A 19,366-nucleotide genomic window follows, 5' to 3' on the forward strand; every position below is an offset into this window, starting at 1 on the left:
AAGCAGGCCGCCGACCTGGTCGCCGAGCACTGGAACAGCTGACCCTGATCACACGTGTGGGCCGGCACCCCCAACCGGGGTGCCGGCCCACACGCGTCTCCACCCGAGGTCAGCGTCGGGTCCGGCGGTGTCGGTGCACGTCGAGCAGGGCGGCGACAAGGGCCAGGGAGATGACGCCGACGGCGAGCAGAAGCGAGTCCCGGAACGCCACCGACCAGTCTCCGTCGGTGTCGGTCAGGGAGGAGAAGAACACCGCGCCGACGGCGGCGATGCCGGCCGCCGCGCCGATCCGCTGCCCGGTCTGGAGCATGCCGGCGGCGCTGCCCGCTTCCCGTACCGGCACCTCGGCGAGGGTGAGGGTCTGGTTCGGTGTGATCACCAGTCCGCTGCCGATCCCGGCGACCAGCAACGGCAGCGCCGTCGCCAGGGGAGCCGGGACGTCCGGCAGGAACCGCAGGGCGAGCACCACCGCGCCCAGCCCGACGACGACGACGAGCAGGCCGACCGTGACCAGTGGTCGTCCGTACCGGTTGACGACCCGGCCGCCGAACGCGGACGCGGCGGCCGACCCCAACGCGAACGGCGTGATCGCCAGACCGGCCAGCAGCGCGGAGTAGCCGAGCCCGTTCTGCAGGAAGAGCGTGAAGACGAAGAACAGCGCCGTGAAGCCGCCGAAGTAGACCAGGGCGATCACCGACCCGAGGGTGTACGAGCGCAGCCGGAACAACCCCAGGTCGAACAGGGGCTCGCCGCGCTGGGCGTACCACCGTTCCCAGAACCCGAACGCGCCCAGGGTGGCGAGCCCGGCGACCACGAGCAGCCACCGGCTCAGACCGTGCCACTGTTCCCGCTGCACCAGCGGCAGCAGCACCAGCACCACCCCGACACCGAGTAGTCCGACGCCCACCGGGTCGAGCCGCCGTACCCCCGTGCCCTCCCGTCGCACGGGTGCCGGCAGCAGCCGCCAGCCCAGCACCACCGCGGCGATCCCCACCGGCACGTTGACGAAGAACACCCACCGCCAGCCGTGATCCTCGCCGCCGACGGCGATGAGCACCCCGCCCAGTAGGGGGCCGATCGCGGTGGAGATCCCGATCGTCGCGCCGAGCAGGCCGAACGGCCGGCCCCGCTCGGGACCGTGGAACAGCTCCTGGATCAGCCCGGTGACCTGCGGGTTGACCAGCCCTGCGGCGGCTCCCTGCAACAACCGGGCCACGATCAGCCACGTCGGTGAGGTGGCGAACCCGGCCAGCGCACTGGTCAGGGTGAACAGCGCGATGCCGACGACGAACGCGTTGCGTCGGCCCCGGGCGTCCCCGAGCCGCCCCGCCGGCACCAGGACCAACCCGAACGTCAGCGCGTACCCGGAAAGGACCCACTGGAGGTCGCTGGGGCTCGCGCCGAGCGTCCGGTCGATCGACGGGACGGCGACGTTGACGATGCTGACGTCGAGCAGGGTCATGAACGCCGCGACCAGTCCGACCGCGAGCGCCTGCCACCGGCGGCGTTCCTCGCCGCGTTGCGGCGTCGCCGGCCGGTTCACGCCGGGCCCCGACGAGGATTGATCATGCAACCTCGACCGCTACCCGGCACCGGCCTGTGCAAACAGCGTTCGGACAGGTCACGCCATCTGCCGCGCGCACCAGCGGGGCCCGAAGTCCAGCCCGGCCATCGGCGAGTCCTCCCGATGCAGCAGGTTCTTCTCCGACAGCATCCGCAACGGTGCGACGATCTCCTCCTCGGTCAGTCCGGACTCCTCGGCGATGACCGCCGGATACGGCACCTGTCCCCGCGTCTCCAGGGCGTAGACCGCCCGGTAGACCCGTTCCTCCAGCTCCGAGAGCGGGACCTGCTGCATGACGTCCTCCTTCGACCGCCGCCCCGGCGGGGCGGTGTGCCCAGCGCCGGTTACCCGCCTCACCGGCGACGATGCCCACCCGTCCGGGCGGTTCCTCCACCGGATCCGGGCCGGCCGTGCCCTAGGCTGCCTGGCGTGACCGTCTGGGACTGTGCTGTCATCGGAGCCGGCCCGGCCGGGCTCTCCGCCGCGTACGCCGCCGCCCGCGCCGGCCTGCGGACCCTCGTCGTCGAGCGGGCCGCCCACCCCCGCTACAAGACCTGCGGTGGCGGCCTGATCGGCACCTCCCTCACGGCCGTCACCGACCGGATCGACGTGCCCGCCGACGACCGGGTCGACCGGGTCACCTTCACCCGCGACGGCCGGCGCGAGTTCACCCGCCGACATGCCGCACCGCTGGTGACGATGGTCCGCCGGGAGGAGTTCGACCTGCGGCTGCGCCAGGCCGCGACCGACGCCGGTGCCGAGGTGCGGGAACGCGCGCCGGTGCGCGCCGTGGAGCAGGACCCGGACGTGGTCCGCCTGCGGCTGGCCGACGGGGACACGATCACCGCCCGGTACGCGGTCGGTGCGGACGGGTCCTCCGGCGTCACCGCCCGACACGTCGGCGTCGAATACCGCCAGGTCGACCTGGGGTTGGAACGGGAACTGCCGGTGCCGCCCGTGGAGCAGGAACGCTGGCGAGGCCGGGTCCTGCTCGACTGGGGGCCGATCCCCGGGTCGTACGCCTGGGTGTTCCCGAAGGGCGACCGCCTGACCGTCGGTGTCATCGCCGCCCGGGGTGAGGGGGAGCGGACCCGCGCCTACCTGCGGTCGTTCGTCGAGCGGCTCGGCCTGACCGGGGTGGAACCGGCACACGACTCGGGCCACCTGACCCGCTGCCGCGCCGACGACGCCCCACTGCGGCGAGGCCGGGTGCTGGTCGCCGGGGACGCCGCCGGCCTGCTGGAACCCTGGAGCCGCGAGGGCATCAGCTACGCCCTGCGCTCCGGCGCGCTGGCCGGCGCGGCGGTGGCCGCCGGAGACCTCGACGGGTACGTCCGCGCGGTGCACGCCGACCTGGTGCCGTCGATGCGCGCCGGCCACCGGCTGCTGGACGTCTTCGCCCGCCGTCCGGAGGTGTTCCACGCGCTGCTGGCCACCCCGCCCGGCTGGGGGATGTTCGTCCGCTTCTGCCAGGGCCGGGCCAGCTTCGACGAGACCCTGAACCGGGCACCGGTGCGGGCCGGGCTGGCCCTGCTGGACCGGCTTCCGACCGCCCGGACCCCGGCCCGGGTGGGCTGACGGCTGTCGTCGGTGGACGCTGGAGTTGTTCTGGTCCAGGAACTATCGGCAGCACCCGTGACCCGCTCAGTGACCCCGGCCGGGCCTCAGCCGGGAGTGAGCCAGCGGGACACGGCGTCGGTGAAGACCACTTCGTACGGAAGCCCGCGCAGGTCGTCCGCGGTCACCTCCAGGCCGCGAGCCTGGGCCAGTTCGGCCAGCCACGACCAGGGATGGTCCTCCCCGGACTCCTCGTCGTCGGGAAGCACGACGATCAGAACCTGCTGGGTGAGGCTGCCCTGAGTCTCGTGGAGCGGAACAGCGCCGTTGCCGGGGGCGGCGGTGGATCTGGCGGTGACAGTGAAACCACGTTCCGCGTGCAGGAGTACGTGCCGGCCGTCCTCCAGCCTCACGAACTCACTGACGATGAAGCTGCGGGTGCACGCATCTTCGGGGTACGCCCTTCTGAGATCGCAGGTGGCCCCCAGGCCAACGACGCGACCGGGTTCGACCTGGGGAAGATCCGTGGGAGCGCGGTAGGCGCCCGGGTACGGGCGCCAGCCGGCTTCCCCGCTGCTCACTGTCCCACTCACTTCCGACGATTCCGTGAACGCTCGCTCCCTGCTGATGCTTGCACGAACGTGCCATCTGATGATGATTTACGGCGTCGCCAAGGCAGTGGCAGTTGGCGATCATGGCTGCACCGCAAGGTTCACGGAGCCCGGTGCGGGGCCATGTTCGCCCTGCTGGACCGGCTCTCCGCTGACCGGACCCGGTCCGTGTCGGCTGACCTATCGCCCGTCGGTGCTCTGCTCGGCGACGAAGATCCCGATGCCCTGCCGCCCGACCAGCTCACCCAACTCGATCATCGTGTCCAGTGCGCGTCGGACGGTGACGTGGGAGGTGTCGTACTGCTCGGCCAGGAGGCGTACTGCGGGAAGCTTGCTCCCTGGAGGGTGGACGCCCGCCCGGATCTTGCCACGAAGATCATCCCGGATCGATCTCCAGAGCGGCTGTGCGTACGGCATGGAGCGAGCAAACCGGCCTCGGTCAGGCTTCCTCCGTTGTCTCCTGAAGGTGGGGGCGTTTGGCGGAGATCCACGCCTCCACGTCGTCCTTCAACCAGACGTTGCCCATCTTCAGCGTGGCAACAGGAGCGGGGAAGTCTCTCCGGGAGATCAGGATGTAGGTCCGCTGCCGGGAGATGCCCAGGCGTTCCTGGATCTCTGCCGCCCCCATCAACTGCAAGTCCACGTGCTACACACTATTTTCACGACCAGGTTACATGTGGCCTACCGCTTTTCGGCTACTGCACATGAGGTATGGCATGTATGGTTGACAGAACGCAACCCGTGGGAGGTGGCAGTGAGCGTGGCGAAGTGGTTCCTGAACGTCGTCCGTCGGAGCGGGGCGGGTGAGAGGCGCTACCGGATCGGGACGATGGCTCCGCCCGGCGACCCACCGGGGTCCGGAGGCGACCGCACTGGCGCGATGGCAGCAAGACCCACATGTGCGGTTCCACGGCGGCTCAACCAGCGTCGAGGCGGATACGGGGGTCGCAATGGTGGATGACGGACGGGACACGGTCGTGCTTCCCGCCGTACCCGAGGTCTTCGCCTTGTACCGGACCGCCGACGACCCGGCACCGGCGGACGGGGTGCTCGGCTGGATCGTGGTGCTCCCCGACGGGCGGGTGCTCATGGTGCGGGGCCGTCCCGAGAGCCGCGAGATCATCTGGTGCGAGTCCCTCGCGACCGTGGAGACCTTCTGGAGCCCCATGTCCGGCGGCGACGTGGTGCGGGTGACCGGTCCCGCCAGCGCGGAACCGGCCTCACATCGCTCGGCAGGAGTCGGGACACGCCCGCTGTTTCCGGACGCCGCCGCCGGGTAGGGGCAGAACAGGACCCGCCCGGTGAGCGCGAGGAGACGGCAGTGAGCGAGAACCAGTACACCCAGCAGGACCCGACCCAGCAGTACGCGCAGGGCCAGCCCGAGCAGCAGCAGTCCCCGCCGGGCACGACGGGCGAGATGCGACCGAAGCCCGACCACGGCGAGGAGTCGTACCGGGGGAGTGGCCGGCTGGAGGGCAAGCGGGCGCTGATCACCGGCGGTGACTCGGGTATCGGCCGGGCGGTCGCCATCGCCTTCGCCCGGGAGGGTGCCGACGTGCTCATCTCCTACCTCGGCGAGGAGGAGGACGCGGACGCCCGCGACACGGTCCGGCTGGTCGAGGAGGCCGGCCGGCGCGGCATCGCCGTCCGGGGTGACATCACCGACGAGGCGGCCTGCCAGTCGCTGGTCGACCGGGCGCTGTCCGACCTCGGTGGTCTCGACATCCTGGTGAACAACGCCGCCTACCAGATGGCGCAGGACAAGGGCATCGCCGGGATCAGCAGCGAGCAGTTCGACCGGGTGCTCAAGACGAACCTGTACGCGATGTTCTGGCTCTGCAAGGCCGCCGTACCACACATCCCGGAGGGCGGGGCGATCATCAACACGTCGTCGATCCAGGCGTACCAGCCGTCGCCGCAGCTGCTGGACTACGCGACGACCAAGGCGGGGATCGCCAACTTCACCAAGGCACTCGCCGAGGACCTCGCCGAGCAGGGGATCCGGGTCAACGCGGTGGCGCCCGGCCCGGTCTGGACCCCGCTGATCCCGGCCACCATGCCGGAGGAGAAGGTCGAGTCCTTCGGCGAGGACACCCCGATGGGCCGGGCCGGGCAGCCGGCGGAGCTGGCCCCGGCGTACGTCTTCTTCGCCTCGCAGGAGTCGAGCTTCATCACCGGCGAGGTGCTCGGCGTCACCGGCGGCAAGCCCATCAGCTGACGGTACGTAGCCGGGTGGCCGGGCGGGTTCAGCGCGGCCACCCGGCGAGGCGTTCCCGCAGCCGGCGGACCTGGTCGGCGTCCAACCCGTACCGGGCGAACCGCCGCTCGGGCAGCCGGTCCAGGTAACGGCCGGCGGCGGTCACGTCCTCCGGGTCCAGGGCCGGGTCGAGCTGCCGGGCCAACTCCAGCAACTCCGCCACCGGGTAGTGGTCCAGCGCGGCGGCGACGTCGATGTAGTCGCGTACCTCCCGGCGGTTGACCAACGCCGCCGTCTTGCTCGCCACCAGATCACGGACGTCCATCACCGGCCCCAGGTCCATGACCACGGGACTGCGGTACCGGTCGAGGCGGGCCAGGGTCAGCCGGAGCTGCCGCCCGTCCCGGGTGACCACGAAGTCCTTCATGTCCTGGTCGAACCCGGCGAACAGGTCGGCCAACTCGCTGTCCGGGTCGGCGTCGGCCACCGCGAAGCCGGCCCGCTCCAGCGCGGCGCGCACCTCCGCCGCCGCCGCGCCCGCCGCGCCCTCGACGTCGGCGAACAGGTCGACGTCCTCGGTCGGCCGCGTGACCAGCCCGTGTGCCGCCCAGGCGACCCCGCCGCCGAGCACGAACCGGTGCGGCCCGGCCGCGGAGAGGGCCACCCGGGCGACCTCGCGGTAGAACTCGTTCAGGTGGGTGGTGCTCACGCGGTACGCAGACAGCGGTGCCGGCTCTCCCACGCCTGTCGGACGCCCCGGGGGAGGTTCAGCCGGCGCCAGACCAGCCGGAGCGTCCGGCCGTTGATGAGCTGCCGCAGGTCTTCGCAGCGAGTGGTCTCGCGCAGGACGTTCTCGTACATCCAGAGCAGGTCGTCCGGGTCGCCGAGGTCGAAGGTGCGCTCGGTGTTCCACATCAACCGGAGCGGCAGTTCGACCAGGCCGTGACTCGGGCCGGTCAGCTCGGCGAGGGTACGCGCGACCACGGCCGGACGCCCCGGGCGGGCCAGGAACGCCACGCCGGCCGAGGTGGGGGAGAGGCCCTGCATGCAGTCAGGGTAACTCCCGTTTCCGGCGACGCGTGCCAACCGGCAGCGGATCCAGCTGTTACCTATCTTCCTAGGATGCCTTAGCCGTCGCGCGGTCGCCCACACGGAGCAAACCGTTCCGCACCCACTCGCACCCGCCGCCGGGTTGGCCTAGGGTCAGCAGAGAGACGCGGCGAGGGGAGGTGGCGGTCGGTGGGACTGCGGACCTTCCTCGCGGGCTGGCCGGTGTACCGGCAGCTCACCGGCACCGACCCACTCGGTCGGGGAGCCGCCGCGCAGTCCGACCGTTCGCGGGCGCTCACCCCGCGCACCGAGTCCGCCGACCGGGTGGCCCGGTCGGTGTGTCCGTACTGTGCGGTGGGGTGCGGCCAGCGGGTGTTCGTCAAGGACGAGCAGGTGACCCAGATCGAGGGTGACCCGGACAGCCCCATCTCACGGGGGCGGTTGTGCCCGAAGGGGTCGGCCAGCAGGTCCCTGGTGACCAGTCCGCTACGGCAGACCAAGGTCCGGTACCGGCGTCCGTACGCCACGGAGTGGGAGGACCTGGAGCTCGACACCGCCCTGGACATGATCGCCGACCGGATCCTCGCCGCGCGGGACGCCACCTGGGAGGATGCCGACGCCGAGGGACGTCCGCTGAACCGGACGCTGGGCATCTCCAGCCTGGGCGGGGCGACGCTGGACAACGAGGAGAACTACCTCATCAAGAAGTTGTTCACCGCGTTGGGGGCGCTCCAGATCGAGAACCAGGCGCGCATTTGACACTCCGCCACCGTCCCCGGTCTGGGGGCCAGCTTCGGTCGCGGTGGTGCGACGGACTTCCAGCAGGACGTCGCCAACGCTGACGTCATCGTCATCCAGGGCTCGAACATGGCCGAGGCCCACCCGGTGGGGTTCCAGTGGGTGATGGAGGCGAAGCGGCGCGGTGCCCGGGTGTTCCACGTCGATCCCCGGTTCACCCGGACCAGTGCGCTCGCGGACACGTACCTGCCGATCCGGGCGGGGACGGACATCGCGCTGCTCGGCGGGGTGGTGCGGTACATCCTGGAGAACGAGCTGGATTTCCGGGAGTACGTGTTGGCGTACACCAACGCGGCGACGATCGTGAGCGAGGACTTCGTCGACGCCGAGGACGGTGACGGGTTCTTCTCCGGGTTCGATCCGGAGACCGGCGCGTACGTCCAGGACAGTTGGCAGTACGCCGGGCACGAGCGGGACTCGGGTGCGGGGCACACCGCGCGGGAGCGGGACAGCGCGGCGGGGTTGGAACACGAGTCGCACGGCGCGCCGGTGGACGGCCGGACACGGCGGGACGAGACGTTGCGGCATCCGCGCTGTGTGTACCAGATCCTGAAGCGGCACTTCGCGCGGTACACGCCGGAGATGGTGGAGCGGGTCTGCGGTGTTCCGCAGGAGAAGTTCCTGGAGTTGGCGCGGGCGTGGACGGAGAACTCGGGTCGGGAGCGGACCGGGTGTCTGATCTATTCGGTGGGGTGGACGCAGCACAGCGTGGGTGTGCAGTACATCCGGACCGGGGCGATCATCCAGTTGTTGCTGGGGAACGTGGGTCGTCCGGGTGGTGGGGTGCTGGCGTTGCGGGGGCACGCGAGTATCCAGGGGTCGACGGACATTCCGACGTTGTTCAATCTGTTGCCGGGTTATCTGCCGATGCCGAGGCATGACGCGCACGTGACGTTCGACGACTGGGTGGGGAGTATCGCGCATCCGGGGCAGAAGGGGTTCTGGGGTAACGCGCGGGCGTACGCGGCGAGTCTGTTGAAGGCGTACTGGGGGGACGCGGCGACGCCGGAGAACGACTTCTGTTACGGGTACCTGCCGCGCCTGACCGGTGATCATGGGACGTACCAGCAGGTGTTGAACATGATCGACGGGAAGGTGAAGGGGTACTTCCTGTTGGGTCAGAATCCGGCGGTGGGGTCGGCGCACGGTCGGGCGCAGCGGTTGGGGATGGCGAACCTGGACTGGTTGGTGGTCCGGGACCTGTTCATGATCGAGAGTGCGACGTTCTGGCGGAACTCTCCGGAGGTGGAGACCGGGGAGATCGTGCCGGAGGAGTGCCGGACGGAGGTGTTCTTCCTGCCGGCGGCGTCGCACGTGGAGAAGGAGGGCACGTTCACCCAGACGCAGCGGTTGTTGCAGTGGCGGGAGAAGGCGGTGGATCCGCCGGGTGACTGCCGGTCGGAGTTGTGGTTCTTCTATCACCTGGGGTTGCGGCTGCGGGAGAAGTTGGCCGCCTCGACGTTGCCCCGGGACCGGGCGTTGCTGGATTTGACCTGGGACTATCCGACGCACGGCCCGGACGCGGAGCCGATCGCGGAGGCGGTGCTGCGGGAGATCAACGGTTTCGAGGTGGGTTCGGGTCGTCCGTTGTCGTCGTTCGCGGAGGCGGCTGCCGACGGGTCGACGGCGGTCGGGTGCTGGATCTACAGCGGGGTGTTCGCGGACGGGGTGAACCAGGCGGCGCGGCGTCGGTCGCGGCACGAGCAGGACTGGGTGGCGGCGGAGTGGGGTTGGGCGTGGCCGGCGAATCGGCGGACGTTGTACAACCGGGCTTCGGCGGATCCGGAGGGCCGGCCGTGGAGTGAGCGGAAGCGGTACGTGTGGTGGGACGCGGACGCGGGGGAGTGGACGGGTTACGACGTGCCGGACTTCGAGCGGACGAAGCCGCCGTCGTATCGGCCGCCGGAGGGGGCGAGTGGGCCGGCGGGGATCGCGGGTGACGACGCGTTCGTGATGCAGGGTGACGGTAAGGGCTGGTTGTACGCGCCGAGTGGGGTGTTGGACGGGCCGTTGCCGACGCATTTCGAGCCGGCGGAGTCGCCGGTGCGGAATCCGCTGTACGGGCAGCAGGCGAATCCGACGCGGAAGGTGTACGGGCACTGGGTGAATTCGGTGAATCCGTCGCCGCCGCAGGCGCATTCCGAGGTGTTCCCGTACGTGTTCACGGTGAGCCGGTTGACGGAGCATCACACGGCGGGTGGGATGAGCCGGACGGTGGGGCCGTTGGCGGAGTTGCAGCCGGAGATGTTCGTGGAGGTGTCGCCGGAGTTGGCGGCCGAGCGGGGGTTGGCGCATCTGGGGTGGGCGCATCTGGTCTCGGGTCGGGCGGTGATCGAGGCGCGGGTGTTGGTGACGGACCGGTTGACGCCGTTGCGGGTGGAGGGCCGGGTGGTGCACCAGGTGTGGTTGCCGTACCACTTCGGGTCGGAGGGTCTGGTGACGGGTGATTCGGCGAACGATCTGTTCGGGATCACGTTGGATCCGAATGTGTTGATCCAGGAGAGCAAGGTCGGTACGTGTGACGTGCGGGCGGGGCGGCGGCCGAGGGGTGCGGCGTTGCGGGGCCTGGTGGAGGAGTACCGGCGGCGGGCGGGGTTGCCGGTGGAGGCGGCGGGCGGGGAGTGTGATGGTTGACGGGAACAGCCTGTTCGGGCCGGTGGATCCGGCGCCGGATGCGGGTTGGACGGATGCCCCGCCGCGGATGGGTTTCTTCACCGACACGAGTGTGTGTATCGGGTGTAAGGCGTGTGAGGTGGCCTGCAAGGAGTGGAACGGGGTGCCGGGGTCGGGCCTGGACCTGTTGGGCATGTCGTACGACAACACGGGGGCGTTGACGGCGAATTCGTGGCGGCATGTGGCGTTCGTGGAGCAGCCGGGGCGGGTGGGCGGTGCGGGTCTTCCGGCTGGGCCGCACGGGGGGTCGTCGGGTTCGGTGTCGGCGGGGCACGGGTCGGCGGGTGGCCCGCAGTTCCTGGGGATGCCGGGTTCGCAGCCGCCGGGGCGGGCCGGTGGTGGGGTCCGGTCGGATTTCCGCTGGTTGATGATGTCGGACGTGTGTAAGCACTGCACGCATGCGGCGTGTCTGGACGTGTGTCCGACGGGGTCGTTGTTCCGGACGGAGTTCGGGACGGTGGTGGTGCAGGAGGACATCTGCAACGGGTGCGGGTACTGCGTGCCGGCGTGTCCGTACGGGGTGATCGATCAGCGTCGGGGTGATGGTCGGGCGTGGAAGTGCACGTTGTGTTACGACCGGATCGGTGCGGGGGCGACGCCGGCGTGTGCGCAGGCGTGTCCGACGGAGTCGATCCAGTACGGGCCGTTGGCGGAGTTGCGGGAGCGGGCGGCGGCGCGGGTGGGGGTGCTGCACGAGCGGGGGGTGGCGGAGGCGCGGTTGTACGGTGCCGATCCGGACGACGGGGTGGGTGGTGACGGTGCGTTCTTCCTGTTGCTGGATGAGCCGGAGGTGTACGGGTTGCCGCCGGATCCGGTGGTGACGACGCGGGATCTGCCGCGGATGTGGCGGCGGGCGGGGGTGGCGGCGTTGGCGATGGCGGCTGCGGCGGTGGCGGCGTTCCTGGGGCGTTCGTCGTGACCGGGGTCGGCCGGGGCGGTGACGGGCGCTCCGGGGCGTTCGGGGGTGGGGTGGACGGGCGGCCGGTGGGTGCGTTGTTCCGTCGGTTCCGGGAGCGGGCGGCGGGCGTGGAGGGCGTCGGCGCGGTGCCGGCGGGGCGTCGTCGGGGTGGTGAGGAGTTGGCGGTGCCGCCGGTGGAGTTCACCTCGTACTACGGGCGGCCGGTGGTGAAGGCTCCGGTGTGGCGGTGGGACATTCCGGCGTATCTGTTCACCGGGGGGTTGGCGGCGGGGTCGTCGTTGCTGGCGGTGGGGGGCCAGGTGACGGGTCGGCCGGTGTTGCGGCGGGCGGGTCGGCTGGTGGCGTTGGGTGCGGTGGGGGCGAGCACCGTGTTCCTGGTTCATGACTTGGGTCGGCCGGCGCGGTTCCATCACATGTTGCGGGTGGTGAAGGTGACGTCGCCGATGTCGGTGGGGACGTGGATTTTGGCGGTGTTCGGGCCGGCGGCGGGGGTGGCGGCGGTGGCGGAGGCCGCGCCGTGGTTGCCGGGCCGTGGTGTGCCGGGTTTGGCGCGTCGGGTGTTGCCGCCGGTGGGGCGGGGTGCCGGGTGGGTGGCGGCGGTGACGGCGCCGGCGTTGGCGACGTACACGGGGGTGTTGTTGGCGAACACGGCGGTGCCGTCGTGGCATGAGGCGTGGCCGGAGCTGCCGGTGGTGTTCGCGGGGAGTGCGTTGGCCAGTGGCGCGGGGGTGGGGTTGTTGGCGGCGCCGGTGGGTGAGGCGGGGCCGGCGCGGCGGATGGCGGTGGCGGGTGCGGCGATGGAGTTGGTCGGTGCGCACCGGGTGGAGACGCGGTTGGGGTTGTTGAGTGAGCCGTACCGGGTGGGGTTGGCGGGCCGGTTGTTGCGGGCGGGGCGGGTGTTGACGGCGGCCGGGGTGGTGGGGGCGCTGGTGGGCCGGCGGAGTCGGGTGGTGTCGGCGGTGTCGGGGGTGGCGTTGCTGGCGGCGTCGGTGGCGACGCGGTTCGGGATCTTCCATGGTGGGGTGGCGTCGGCGCGGGATCCGAAGTACACGGTGGTGCCGCAGCGGCAGCGGTTGGATCGGCGGGTGGGGGGCCGGTAGGCGACCTTGCCGCGTGGGCGGCCGGGGGTTGTGGTTTAGTGCCGGGTGGAGGCGTTCAGGTGGCTGGTGCCCCTCCCGGTCTTCAAAACCGGTGTGGCCCGGGATCCGGGTCAGGCGGGTTCGATTCCCGTCCGTCTCCGCCAGCTTTCACAGGGCGGGTGGTGGGTGTGGGGGCGGTTGATCCGCGGCGGCGGGTGCCGCGTACGGATGTGGTGTTGGCGGATCCCCGGGTGGCTGCGGCGGTCGGGGTGTGGGGCCGGGACCGGGTCAAGGCGGCGGTGGTCGGGGCGCAGCGGCGGGCGCGGGCCGGGGAGATCGGCCCGGAGGAGGTGCCGGCGGTGGCGGTGGCGTCGTTGCCGGCGGGGTTGCCGCGGCAGGTGGTGAACGCGACCGGGGTGGTGTTGCACACGAACCTTGGCCGGGCGGCGTTGGGTGTGTCGGCGGTCGAGGCGGTGGTGGCCGCGGCGGGGCACACGGACGTGGAGTTGGATCTGCGGACGGGGCGGCGGGCGCGGCGGGGCCGGGACGCGTTGGAGGCGTTGGCGGCGGCGGTGCCGGCGGCCGGTGCGGTGCACGTGGTGAACAACGGTGCGGCGGCGCTGGTGTTGGCGGCGACGGCGTTGGCGGCGGGCCGGGAGATCGTGGTCAGCCGGGGTGAGCTGGTGGAGATCGGTGACGGGTTCCGGTTGCCGGATCTGCTGGTGAGTACGGGGGCGCGGTTGCGGGAGGTGGGCACCACCAATCGGACGTCGGTGGCGGACTACGCGGCGGCGGTGGGCCCGGAGACGGGTTTCGTGTTGAAGGTGCATCCGTCGAACTTCGTGGTGTCGGGGTTCACCGCGTCGGTGCCGGTGGAGCGGCTGGCGCCGTTGGGCGTGCCGGTGGTGGTGGACATCGGGTCGGGGTTGTTGGCGCCGGATCCGGTGTTGCCGGCGGAGCCGGACGCGGCGGGCGCGTTGCGGGCGGGGGCGGCGTTGGTGACGGCCAGTGGGGACAAGCTGCTCGGTGGCCCGCAGGCGGGGTTGCTGTTGGGCGCGGCCGAGGTGGTGGAGCGGCTGCGGCGGCATCCGTTGGCGCGGGCGTTGCGGGTGGACAAGTTGACGTTGGCGGCGTTGGCGGCGACGCTGCGGGACCCGGCGACACCGACCTGGCGGGCGCTGCGGGCCGATGCGGCGCGGTTGCGGGCGCGGGCGACCCGGTTGCGGGACCGGCTGGCCGCCGGCGGGTGCCCGGCCGACGTGGTGGAGTGCGGGTCGGTGGTCGGTGGTGGCGGCGCGCCGGGGGTGGAGTTGCCGTCGTGGGCGGTGGCGTTGCCGGAGCGGTTCGCGGAGCCGTTGCGGGTGGGTGACCCGCCGGTGCTGGGTCGGGTGGTGCGGGGCCGGTTGCTGCTGGATCTGCGGTGTGTGCCGGAGTCGGCGGACGAGGTGCTGTGCGCGGCGGTGGCGCGGGTGGCTGGTTGAGCATGTGGGTGGTGGCGACTGCCGGGCACGTGGATCACGGCAAGTCGACGTTGGTGCGGGCGTTGACGGGGATGGAACCGGACCGGTGGGCCGAGGAGCGGCGCCGGGGCATGACGATCGATCTGGGTTTCGGGTGGACGTCGTTGCCGTCGGGGGCGACGGTGGCGTTCGTGGACGTGCCGGGGCATGAGCGGTTCGTGCCGAACATGCTGGCCGGGGTGGGTCCGGTTCCGGCGGTGTTGCTGGTGGTGGCGGCGGACGAGGGGTGGATGCCGCAGTCGGCGGAGCACCTGGCCGCGTTGGACGCCCTCGGGGTGGCGTACGGGTTGGTGGCGGTGACCCGGGCGGATCTGGCGGATCCGGGGCCGGTGGCGGCGCGGGCCCGGGCGGAGGTGGCCGGTACGTCGTTGGGTGCGGTGGAGGTGGTGCCGGTCAGCGCGGTGACGGGGGTGGGTCTGCCGGAGCTGCGGGGGGCGTTGGACCGGCTGGGGGCGCGGTTGCCGGCGCCGGTGGTCGATGGGCCGGTGCGGTTGTGGGTGGATCGGTGTTTCACGGTGCGGGGTAGCGGCACGGTGGTGACGGGCACGCTGCGGGCGGGTCGGCTGCGGGTCGGTGACGAGGTGGAGGTTGCCGCCGACGGCACGCGGGTGCGGGTGCGGGGCCTGCACAGCCTGGGGGTGGCCCGGGAGGAGGTGTCGGCGGTGGCGCGGGTGGCGGTGAACCTGCGGGGGGTGGCGCGGGAGCGGATGGCCCGGGGGGACGCGTTGGTGACGCCGGACGGGTTCGGCCGTACCGACCTGGTGGACGTGCGGATCTCCGGTGAGCCGGTGGCGGGGCTGCCGGCGGCGGTGATGCTGCATGTGGGGTCGGCGGCGGTGCCGGTGCGGGTGCGGCCGTTGGGGGTGGACACGGCCCGGCTGCGGTTGGCCCGGCCGTTGCCGCTGCTGGTGGGGGATCGGGCGGTGCTGCGGGATCCGGGGCGGCGGCTGGTGGCCGGCGGAGTGAGGGTGCTGGACGTGGCGCCGCCGCCGTTGGTGCGTCGGGGCGCGGCGGCGGTGCGGGCGGGGGTGCTGGCCGGTCTGGATGGTCGGGCCGATCCGGTGGGGGAGGTGCGGCGGCGGGGGCTGGTGCGGGCGGGTGACCTGACCCGGATGGGGGTGCCGCCGGTGACGGTCGTGCCGGTGGTGGGCGACTGGCTGGCGGACGAGGGGCACTGGGCCCGGTTGGGGGCGCGGCTGGTGGTGGAGGTGTCCCGGTACGCGGTGGAGCATCCGCTGGAGTCGGGGGTGCCGGTGGAGGTGCTGCGGCAGCGGTTGGGGTTGCCGGAGCGGTCGTTGGTGGAGGCGTTGGTGCGGGCTCCGCTGCGGGTGCACGCCGGTCGGGTCGGTTCGGGGCCGGTGTCGGCGTTGCCGGAGCCGGTGGTGCGGGCGGTGGATCGGCTGCGGGAGGAGTCGCGGTCGCGGCCGTTCCGGGCGCCGGAGGCGGACCGGTTGGTGGAGTTGGGGTTGGGGCCCCGGGAGGTCGGCGCGGCGGTACGGGCGGGGGTGTTGCTGCGGTTGGCGGCCGGCGTGGTGTTGTTGCCGGGGGTGGTGGAGGAGGCGGTGCGGGTGTTGGCGGGGTTGCCGCAGCCGTTCACGCTGAGCGCGGCCCGGCAGGCGTTGGACACGACGCGTCGGGTGGCGGTGCCGTTGTTGGAGTTGCTGGACAGTCGGGGGGTGACCCGCCGGTTGCCGGGGGATGTGCGGACGGTGGTGTCGCGCTGACCTGGTGGGCGGGTTGGTCGATTCCGGGGGTGGGGTGGTCGGGCCGGTGGTTACGGTGGGCGCATGGACCCTTCGGCGGTCTGGCGGGACCGGCTGCATCGGTGGCGGATCGAGGCGTACCGGGCTCCTGATCTGCGGTTCGCGATCGTCGCGACGAACGGGACGACGGAGTCCGCGCCGGTGTGGCTGTTCGGGATGCCGGCGTTGGCGCGTTGGTTGATGACCCATTCGATCGAGTTGGGTGACCTGGAGCGGGACTGACTGCGGCGCGGACCGGAGGTTTGCGGGTGGGGGGTCTGCTGGGGCAGGTGGCGCTGGTCGTGGTGCTGGTGCTGGTCAACGGCGCGTTGGCGGGCAGTGAGATGGCGTTGGTGTCGTTGCGGGAGGGCCAGTTGCGGCGGCTGGCGCAGGCCGGTGGTCGGGGGGCGCGGCTGGCGCGGCTGGCCCGGGATCCGAACCGGTACCTGGCGACGGTCCAGTTGGGTATCACGTTGGCGGGGTTTCTGGCGTCGGCGTCGGCGGCGGTGTCGTTGGCGCGTCCACTGGTGGGTCCGTTGGGGTTCCTCGGTCAGGCGGCGGGGCCGGTGGCGGTGCTGGCGGTGACGGTGGTGTTGACGTTCGTCACGCTGGTGGTGGGGGAGTTGGCGCCGAAGCGGCTGGCGATGCAGCGGGCGGAGCGGTGGGGGCTGCGGGGCGCGGTGGTGTTGGACGCGGCGGCGTGGGTGGCGCGGCCGGCGGTGTGGTTGTTGAGCGTGACCACCGACGCGGTGGTGCGGGTGGTGGGTGGTGATCCGCGGGCGCGGCGGGAGGAGATGACCGAGGAGGAGCTGCGGGAGATGCTGGTCAGCCAGCGTGGCCTGTCGGCGCAGCAGCGGGAGATCCTGACCGGGGCGTTCGACATCGCGGGCCGGACGGTGCGGCAGGTGCTGGTGGCTCGGCGTGACGTGACGGTGTTGCCGGCGGGCCTGTCGCCGGGGGAGGGAATGCGTCGGCTGGCGGCGGCGGGCCGGTCGCGGTCGCCGGTGGTCGGGGGCGGCGGGTTGGACGACGTGGTGGGGGTGGTGCACATCCGGGACCTGGTGGGGGCGGGTGCGCCGACGGTGGCGGGTCGGGCCCGGCCGCCGTTGCTGCTGCCGGGGTCGGTGCCGGTGTCGGAGGCGATGCGCCGGTTGCGGGTGGAGCGGGAGCGGTTGGCGCTGGTGGTGGACGAGTGGGGTGGCGTCGACGGGATCGTCACGATGGAGGACCTGCTGGAGGAGGTCGTCGGCGAGTTGTACGACGAGACGGACCGGGACGTGCGGGCGGTGGTGCGGGAGCCGGACGGGGCGTTGCTGCTGCCGGGTGATTTTCCGTTGCATGACCTGCCCGACGTGGGGGTGCCGGTGGGGTTCGCGGTGTCGGGGGAGTACACGACGGTGGCGGGTCTGGTGTTGGCCGGTCTGGGTTATGTGCCCCGTGGGGTGGGGGAGACGGTGTGTCTGCCGGGGTTGACGGTTCAGGTGGTGCGGGTGGTGGACCGGGCGGTCCGGCAGGTGCGGGTGCGGCCGGTGGGCGCGGGGTCGTCGGGTTGTTCGGGCGGTGCCGGCGCGTCGAGGGTGGCGCCCCGGCGGGTGACGCCCGTTGCGCCGGAGGGTGCGCCGTCGGAGGGTGACGGGCGTCGCCACCTGGACGGGTGACCCCACCACTATTTCCGTTTCGCGCTTGTCATTCCGCTTACTGTCGGTGAGGTGAAGGACCGAGGACTACGGACGTTCGTCACCGTGCTGGCCGGACTGGTGGTGCTCTACTTCGGCAGCGCGGGACGGGATCCGGGCGAGACCGGGCGGGTGTCGAACGGGGTGATCGTTCTGGCGTTGCTCGCCGCGCTGCTGGTGTGGAACCTGACGAAGCCGGGCGGCTCCGCGGCCAAGTAAGCCGGTGTCGGCGGTGCGTCCCGAGCCGTGCCCGGGGCGGTCACGCCGTTCAGGTCGAGCGCGCCGCCGCGCCGTCACCGGCGGTCGGTGGCGGCCCGGGTCACCTCGGCGGGGGATTCCTCACCCAGGGCCACCCGCACCAGCGCGGAGGTGAGCCGGCCGACGTCGGCCGGGGCGACCAGCGCCGCCAGGCCCTCCGCGGACGTGGGTAGGCCGAGCCGGTCCGCGCCCGCCAGGGCCCGCCGGTCGGCGAAGGGCCGCACGTCCGCCCACACCGTCTGTACCTCGCGCAGGAAGATGTCCGCGCCGGTGGGGCCGATCCCGGGGAACGCGGTGAGCAGTCGCCGTAACGCCGCCGGGTTCCCGTCGGCGGTGGTGTGCAGCCGCCGCAGGTCCCCGCGCCACCGGTCCAGGCACAGCCGTGCCCCGGTGCCGAGCATCGTGGCGGTCCGCTCGTCGTAGCGGCGGTAGTGGCCGCGTCCCAACGCGTCGACCCGGTCCTGCCAGGTGGCGGCCTCCATCCGTTGCGGGGTCCGCCAGCCGGCGGCGAACAGTTCCCGGGCGGCGGCCACTGCCACCTGCGCCCGGATCCGGGTGCTGAGCAGGGTGGCCAGCACCAGCAGCTGGTACAGGGCGGCGGGCCGGTCGGTCAGCCGGATTCCGGCCTGGCCGGCGTAGGTGTCGGGTTGGCGGCGCAGCAGGGCCCGCGCCACCGCGCGTTCGTCGCTCACCGGCGGGATGTACCCGGGGCGCGACGGATCAGCCCTCGGGCGGGGCTGATCCGTCGGGTCGGGATGCCGCATGGGGCCGCCGGGCCCGGGTAACCGGTGCACGGCGGCGCACCGTCGCGCACCATCCGACCGGAAGGAGACGCCGTGTCGAACCCACAGCAGCCGGAGTTGCGGCGCAACGCCCGTAACGACGCGGTGCAGGACGCCAAGGGACCCGGTGCGACCGGGCATCCCCTCGGCGGTTCCCGCACCGGCGACCGGGGCCGGCCGGTGCCGCGCGGACAGACCTCACCGTACGGGCCGGCCGGCGAGCAGGTCGCCGACGACGACAGCGAGCGCCGGGGCTAGCACCGGCAGGGCGGCCGCAGCCGGTACCAGGTGGCGGCGGCCGCCACCCCGTACGCCAGGTGCGGCACGATGTCGGCCAGCCAGTCCGTGCGGCTCCACCCGCGGGGGTCGGTCACCCGCAGGGCGGTCATCGTGCCGTCGGACATCGCCATCACCCCGGCGCCGAGCAGCGCCACGGCCACCGGCGGTGCCACCGGGCGGCAGTGGGCCGCCACCGCGAACAGCGCGCCGACGCCCACGCCCAGCCCGTAGCCGAGCAGCGGACCGAGGCCGGCGCGCCGGTTGGCGGCCGGTTCCCCCGCGCCCAGGTCGACGTGCGTGGCCCCGGCCAGCCGGCCTGCTGTCTCGTCGGGGGTGCTGCTGGCCGGGCGGCCCCGCACCACCATGTCGAGGTAGCCGACCATGTTCAGGGCGGCGCTGCCGACCGCGCCGGCGATCATTCCGTCGACCGCGGCGCCCCTCATCGGGGATCACCCGGTTCCCGTTCGGCTTTCGGGCCGAAGGTCCGTTCACCGCGCGCCATGCCCCGCTGTCCCCGGTCCTCCTGCAGGATCCGGTTGGCGACCTCGTTGGCCTCGTCGTCGGCGGCCCGCCCGGAGTCCTCGACGAGCTTGCGTAGTCGGGCCCGTTCCTTGTCGTACGCGTTACTGCCCGGTCGTGGTCCCGGCATGCCCCCCGCCTC

The 19,366-nt window shown here is 72.4% G+C and carries 22 protein-coding genes and 1 tRNA gene; 13 read left to right on the forward strand and 10 right to left on the reverse strand.

The genetic code is table 11. The features are described 5' to 3' along the window. Positions 1-109: 109 nt before the first annotated feature. Both ACIBJE_RS03205 and ACIBJE_RS03210 read right to left on the reverse strand, forming a co-directional pair. Positions 110-1,573, reverse strand: a complete 1,464-nt coding sequence (locus ACIBJE_RS03205) for an MFS transporter (protein WP_396742253.1) — start codon at positions 1,571-1,573, stop codon at positions 110-112. A 48-nt stretch (positions 1,574-1,621) separates the two neighbouring features. Further along, positions 1,622-1,858: a hypothetical protein gene (locus ACIBJE_RS03210; protein ID WP_396742255.1), complete on the reverse strand. Its 237-nt coding sequence runs from the start codon at positions 1,856-1,858 to the stop codon at positions 1,622-1,624. Positions 1,859-1,993: 135 nt separating this feature from the next. Here ACIBJE_RS03210 and ACIBJE_RS03215 point away from each other — a divergent pair, with 135 nt between their 5' ends. Next, the gene (locus ACIBJE_RS03215) at positions 1,994-3,142 is read left to right on the forward strand and encodes a geranylgeranyl reductase family protein (RefSeq protein ID WP_396742257.1); all 1,149 of its coding nucleotides are present in this window, start codon (positions 1,994-1,996) and stop codon (positions 3,140-3,142) included. Between the two features lie 86 nt (positions 3,143-3,228). On the opposite strand, the gene ACIBJE_RS03220 is transcribed toward ACIBJE_RS03215, so the two are convergent. From ACIBJE_RS03220 to ACIBJE_RS03230, 3 genes are all read right to left on the reverse strand, one after another. Further along, positions 3,229-3,534, reverse strand: coding sequence for a hypothetical protein (locus ACIBJE_RS03220; protein ID WP_396742259.1), 306 nt, complete (start codon positions 3,532-3,534; stop codon positions 3,229-3,231). 378 nt (positions 3,535-3,912) lie between these two features. Further along, positions 3,913-4,149, reverse strand: a complete 237-nt coding sequence (locus ACIBJE_RS03225) for a GntR family transcriptional regulator (protein WP_396742261.1) — start codon at positions 4,147-4,149, stop codon at positions 3,913-3,915. Positions 4,150-4,171: 22 nt separating this feature from the next. After that, positions 4,172-4,375, reverse strand: coding sequence for a helix-turn-helix transcriptional regulator (locus ACIBJE_RS03230; RefSeq protein WP_396742263.1), 204 nt, complete (start codon positions 4,373-4,375; stop codon positions 4,172-4,174). Between the two features lie 307 nt (positions 4,376-4,682). Here ACIBJE_RS03230 and ACIBJE_RS03235 point away from each other — a divergent pair, with 307 nt between their 5' ends. Further along, positions 4,683-5,012: a hypothetical protein gene (locus ACIBJE_RS03235; protein WP_396742265.1), complete on the forward strand. Its 330-nt coding sequence runs from the start codon at positions 4,683-4,685 to the stop codon at positions 5,010-5,012. 41 nt (positions 5,013-5,053) lie between these two features. After that, entirely contained in the window at positions 5,054-5,950 is an 897-nt protein-coding gene (locus tag ACIBJE_RS03240; RefSeq protein WP_396742267.1) for a glucose 1-dehydrogenase, read from the forward strand. 28 nt (positions 5,951-5,978) lie between these two features. On the opposite strand, the gene ACIBJE_RS03245 is transcribed toward ACIBJE_RS03240, so the two are convergent. Together ACIBJE_RS03245 and ACIBJE_RS03250 are read right to left on the reverse strand one after the other, a co-directional pair. Further along, entirely contained in the window at positions 5,979-6,638 is a 660-nt protein-coding gene (locus ACIBJE_RS03245; protein ID WP_396742269.1) for a nucleotidyl transferase AbiEii/AbiGii toxin family protein, read from the reverse strand. After that, positions 6,635-6,976 (reverse strand): hypothetical protein, encoded by a 342-nt coding sequence (locus ACIBJE_RS03250; RefSeq protein WP_358041656.1) that lies wholly within the window; start codon positions 6,974-6,976, stop codon positions 6,635-6,637. The genes ACIBJE_RS03245 and ACIBJE_RS03250 overlap by 4 nt, the downstream gene beginning before the upstream one ends. A 192-nt stretch (positions 6,977-7,168) precedes the next feature. Between ACIBJE_RS03250 and fdh the strand changes: the two genes are divergently transcribed. The 9 genes from fdh (at position 7,169) to ACIBJE_RS03295 (ending at position 17,605) form a co-directional block, all read left to right on the forward strand. Then, a complete protein-coding gene (fdh, locus tag ACIBJE_RS03255) occupies positions 7,169-10,411 on the forward strand; it encodes a formate dehydrogenase (RefSeq protein ID WP_396742271.1) in 3,243 nt (1,080 codons plus the stop codon). Further along, the gene (locus ACIBJE_RS03260; RefSeq protein ID WP_396742273.1) at positions 10,404-11,369 is read left to right on the forward strand and encodes a 4Fe-4S dicluster domain-containing protein; all 966 of its coding nucleotides are present in this window, start codon (positions 10,404-10,406) and stop codon (positions 11,367-11,369) included. The genes fdh and ACIBJE_RS03260 overlap by 8 nt, the downstream gene beginning before the upstream one ends. A 50-nt stretch (positions 11,370-11,419) precedes the next feature. Further along, complete coding sequence (nrfD, locus tag ACIBJE_RS03265) at positions 11,420-12,469, forward strand: NrfD/PsrC family molybdoenzyme membrane anchor subunit (RefSeq protein ID WP_396743451.1); 1,050 nt, start codon at positions 11,420-11,422, stop codon at positions 12,467-12,469. Positions 12,470-12,516: 47 nt separating this feature from the next. Further along, positions 12,517-12,612 (forward strand) — tRNA-Sec (locus tag ACIBJE_RS03270). 24 nt (positions 12,613-12,636) lie between these two features. After that, positions 12,637-13,929, forward strand: coding sequence for an L-seryl-tRNA(Sec) selenium transferase (gene selA, locus ACIBJE_RS03275; RefSeq protein WP_396742275.1), 1,293 nt, complete (start codon positions 12,637-12,639; stop codon positions 13,927-13,929). Positions 13,930-13,931: 2 nt separating this feature from the next. Next, the gene (selB, locus tag ACIBJE_RS03280) at positions 13,932-15,692 is read left to right on the forward strand and encodes a selenocysteine-specific translation elongation factor (RefSeq protein ID WP_396743454.1); all 1,761 of its coding nucleotides are present in this window, start codon (positions 13,932-13,934) and stop codon (positions 15,690-15,692) included. A gap of 63 nt (positions 15,693-15,755) precedes the next feature. After that, complete coding sequence (locus tag ACIBJE_RS03285; protein WP_396742277.1) at positions 15,756-15,953, forward strand: hypothetical protein; 198 nt, start codon at positions 15,756-15,758, stop codon at positions 15,951-15,953. A gap of 26 nt (positions 15,954-15,979) precedes the next feature. Beyond that, the gene (locus ACIBJE_RS03290; protein WP_396742279.1) at positions 15,980-17,368 is read left to right on the forward strand and encodes a hemolysin family protein; all 1,389 of its coding nucleotides are present in this window, start codon (positions 15,980-15,982) and stop codon (positions 17,366-17,368) included. A 51-nt stretch (positions 17,369-17,419) separates the two neighbouring features. Next, complete coding sequence (locus ACIBJE_RS03295; RefSeq protein ID WP_396742281.1) at positions 17,420-17,605, forward strand: hypothetical protein; 186 nt, start codon at positions 17,420-17,422, stop codon at positions 17,603-17,605. 74 nt (positions 17,606-17,679) lie between these two features. Here the strand turns inward: ACIBJE_RS03295 and ACIBJE_RS03300 are convergent, their stop codons facing one another. Continuing rightward, entirely contained in the window at positions 17,680-18,336 is a 657-nt protein-coding gene (locus ACIBJE_RS03300; protein WP_396742283.1) for a hypothetical protein, read from the reverse strand. Between the two features lie 144 nt (positions 18,337-18,480). On the opposite strand from ACIBJE_RS03300, the gene ACIBJE_RS03305 reads away from it, so the two are divergent. Further along, positions 18,481-18,684 carry a hypothetical protein gene (locus ACIBJE_RS03305; protein WP_396742285.1) on the forward strand — a complete coding sequence of 68 codons (204 nt, stop codon included), beginning with the start codon at positions 18,481-18,483 and terminating at the stop codon, positions 18,682-18,684. Here the strand turns inward: ACIBJE_RS03305 and ACIBJE_RS03310 are convergent. Together ACIBJE_RS03310 and ACIBJE_RS03315 are read right to left on the reverse strand one after the other, a co-directional pair. Beyond that, the gene (locus ACIBJE_RS03310) at positions 18,681-19,148 is read right to left on the reverse strand and encodes a hypothetical protein (RefSeq protein WP_396742287.1); all 468 of its coding nucleotides are present in this window, start codon (positions 19,146-19,148) and stop codon (positions 18,681-18,683) included. The genes ACIBJE_RS03305 and ACIBJE_RS03310 overlap by 4 nt on opposite strands. Beyond that, positions 19,145-19,354, reverse strand: a complete 210-nt coding sequence (locus tag ACIBJE_RS03315; RefSeq protein WP_396742289.1) for a phosphatidylethanolamine-binding protein — start codon at positions 19,352-19,354, stop codon at positions 19,145-19,147. The genes ACIBJE_RS03310 and ACIBJE_RS03315 overlap by 4 nt, the downstream gene beginning before the upstream one ends. Positions 19,355-19,366 lie beyond the last annotated feature (12 nt).

The organism is Micromonospora sp. NPDC050187 (genome assembly GCF_044459745.1).
Classification (GTDB): Bacteria; Actinomycetota; Actinomycetes; order Mycobacteriales; family Micromonosporaceae; genus Micromonospora.

Bases quoted from the DNA above. Each gene is read 5' to 3' on its own strand.
- ACIBJE_RS03210 (WP_396742255.1), bottom strand. From the start codon at position 1,858: ATGCAGCAGGTCCCGCTCTCGGAGCTGGAGGAACGGGTCTACCGGGCG.
- ACIBJE_RS03225 (WP_396742261.1), bottom strand. From the start codon at position 4,149: ATGCCGTACGCACAGCCGCTCTGGAGATCGATCCGGGATGATCTTCGT.
- ACIBJE_RS03235 (WP_396742265.1), top strand. From the start codon at position 4,683: ATGGTGGATGACGGACGGGACACGGTCGTGCTTCCCGCCGTACCCGAG.
- ACIBJE_RS03250 (WP_358041656.1), bottom strand. From the start codon at position 6,976: ATGCAGGGCCTCTCCCCCACCTCGGCCGGCGTGGCGTTCCTGGCCCGC.
- ACIBJE_RS03260 (WP_396742273.1), top strand. From the start codon at position 10,404: ATGGTTGACGGGAACAGCCTGTTCGGGCCGGTGGATCCGGCGCCGGAT.
- selB (WP_396743454.1), top strand. From the start codon at position 13,932: ATGTGGGTGGTGGCGACTGCCGGGCACGTGGATCACGGCAAGTCGACG.
- ACIBJE_RS03285 (WP_396742277.1), top strand. From the start codon at position 15,756: ATGGACCCTTCGGCGGTCTGGCGGGACCGGCTGCATCGGTGGCGGATC.
- ACIBJE_RS03310 (WP_396742287.1), bottom strand. From the start codon at position 19,148: ATGAGGGGCGCCGCGGTCGACGGAATGATCGCCGGCGCGGTCGGCAGC.
- ACIBJE_RS03315 (WP_396742289.1), bottom strand. From the start codon at position 19,354: ATGCCGGGACCACGACCGGGCAGTAACGCGTACGACAAGGAACGGGCC.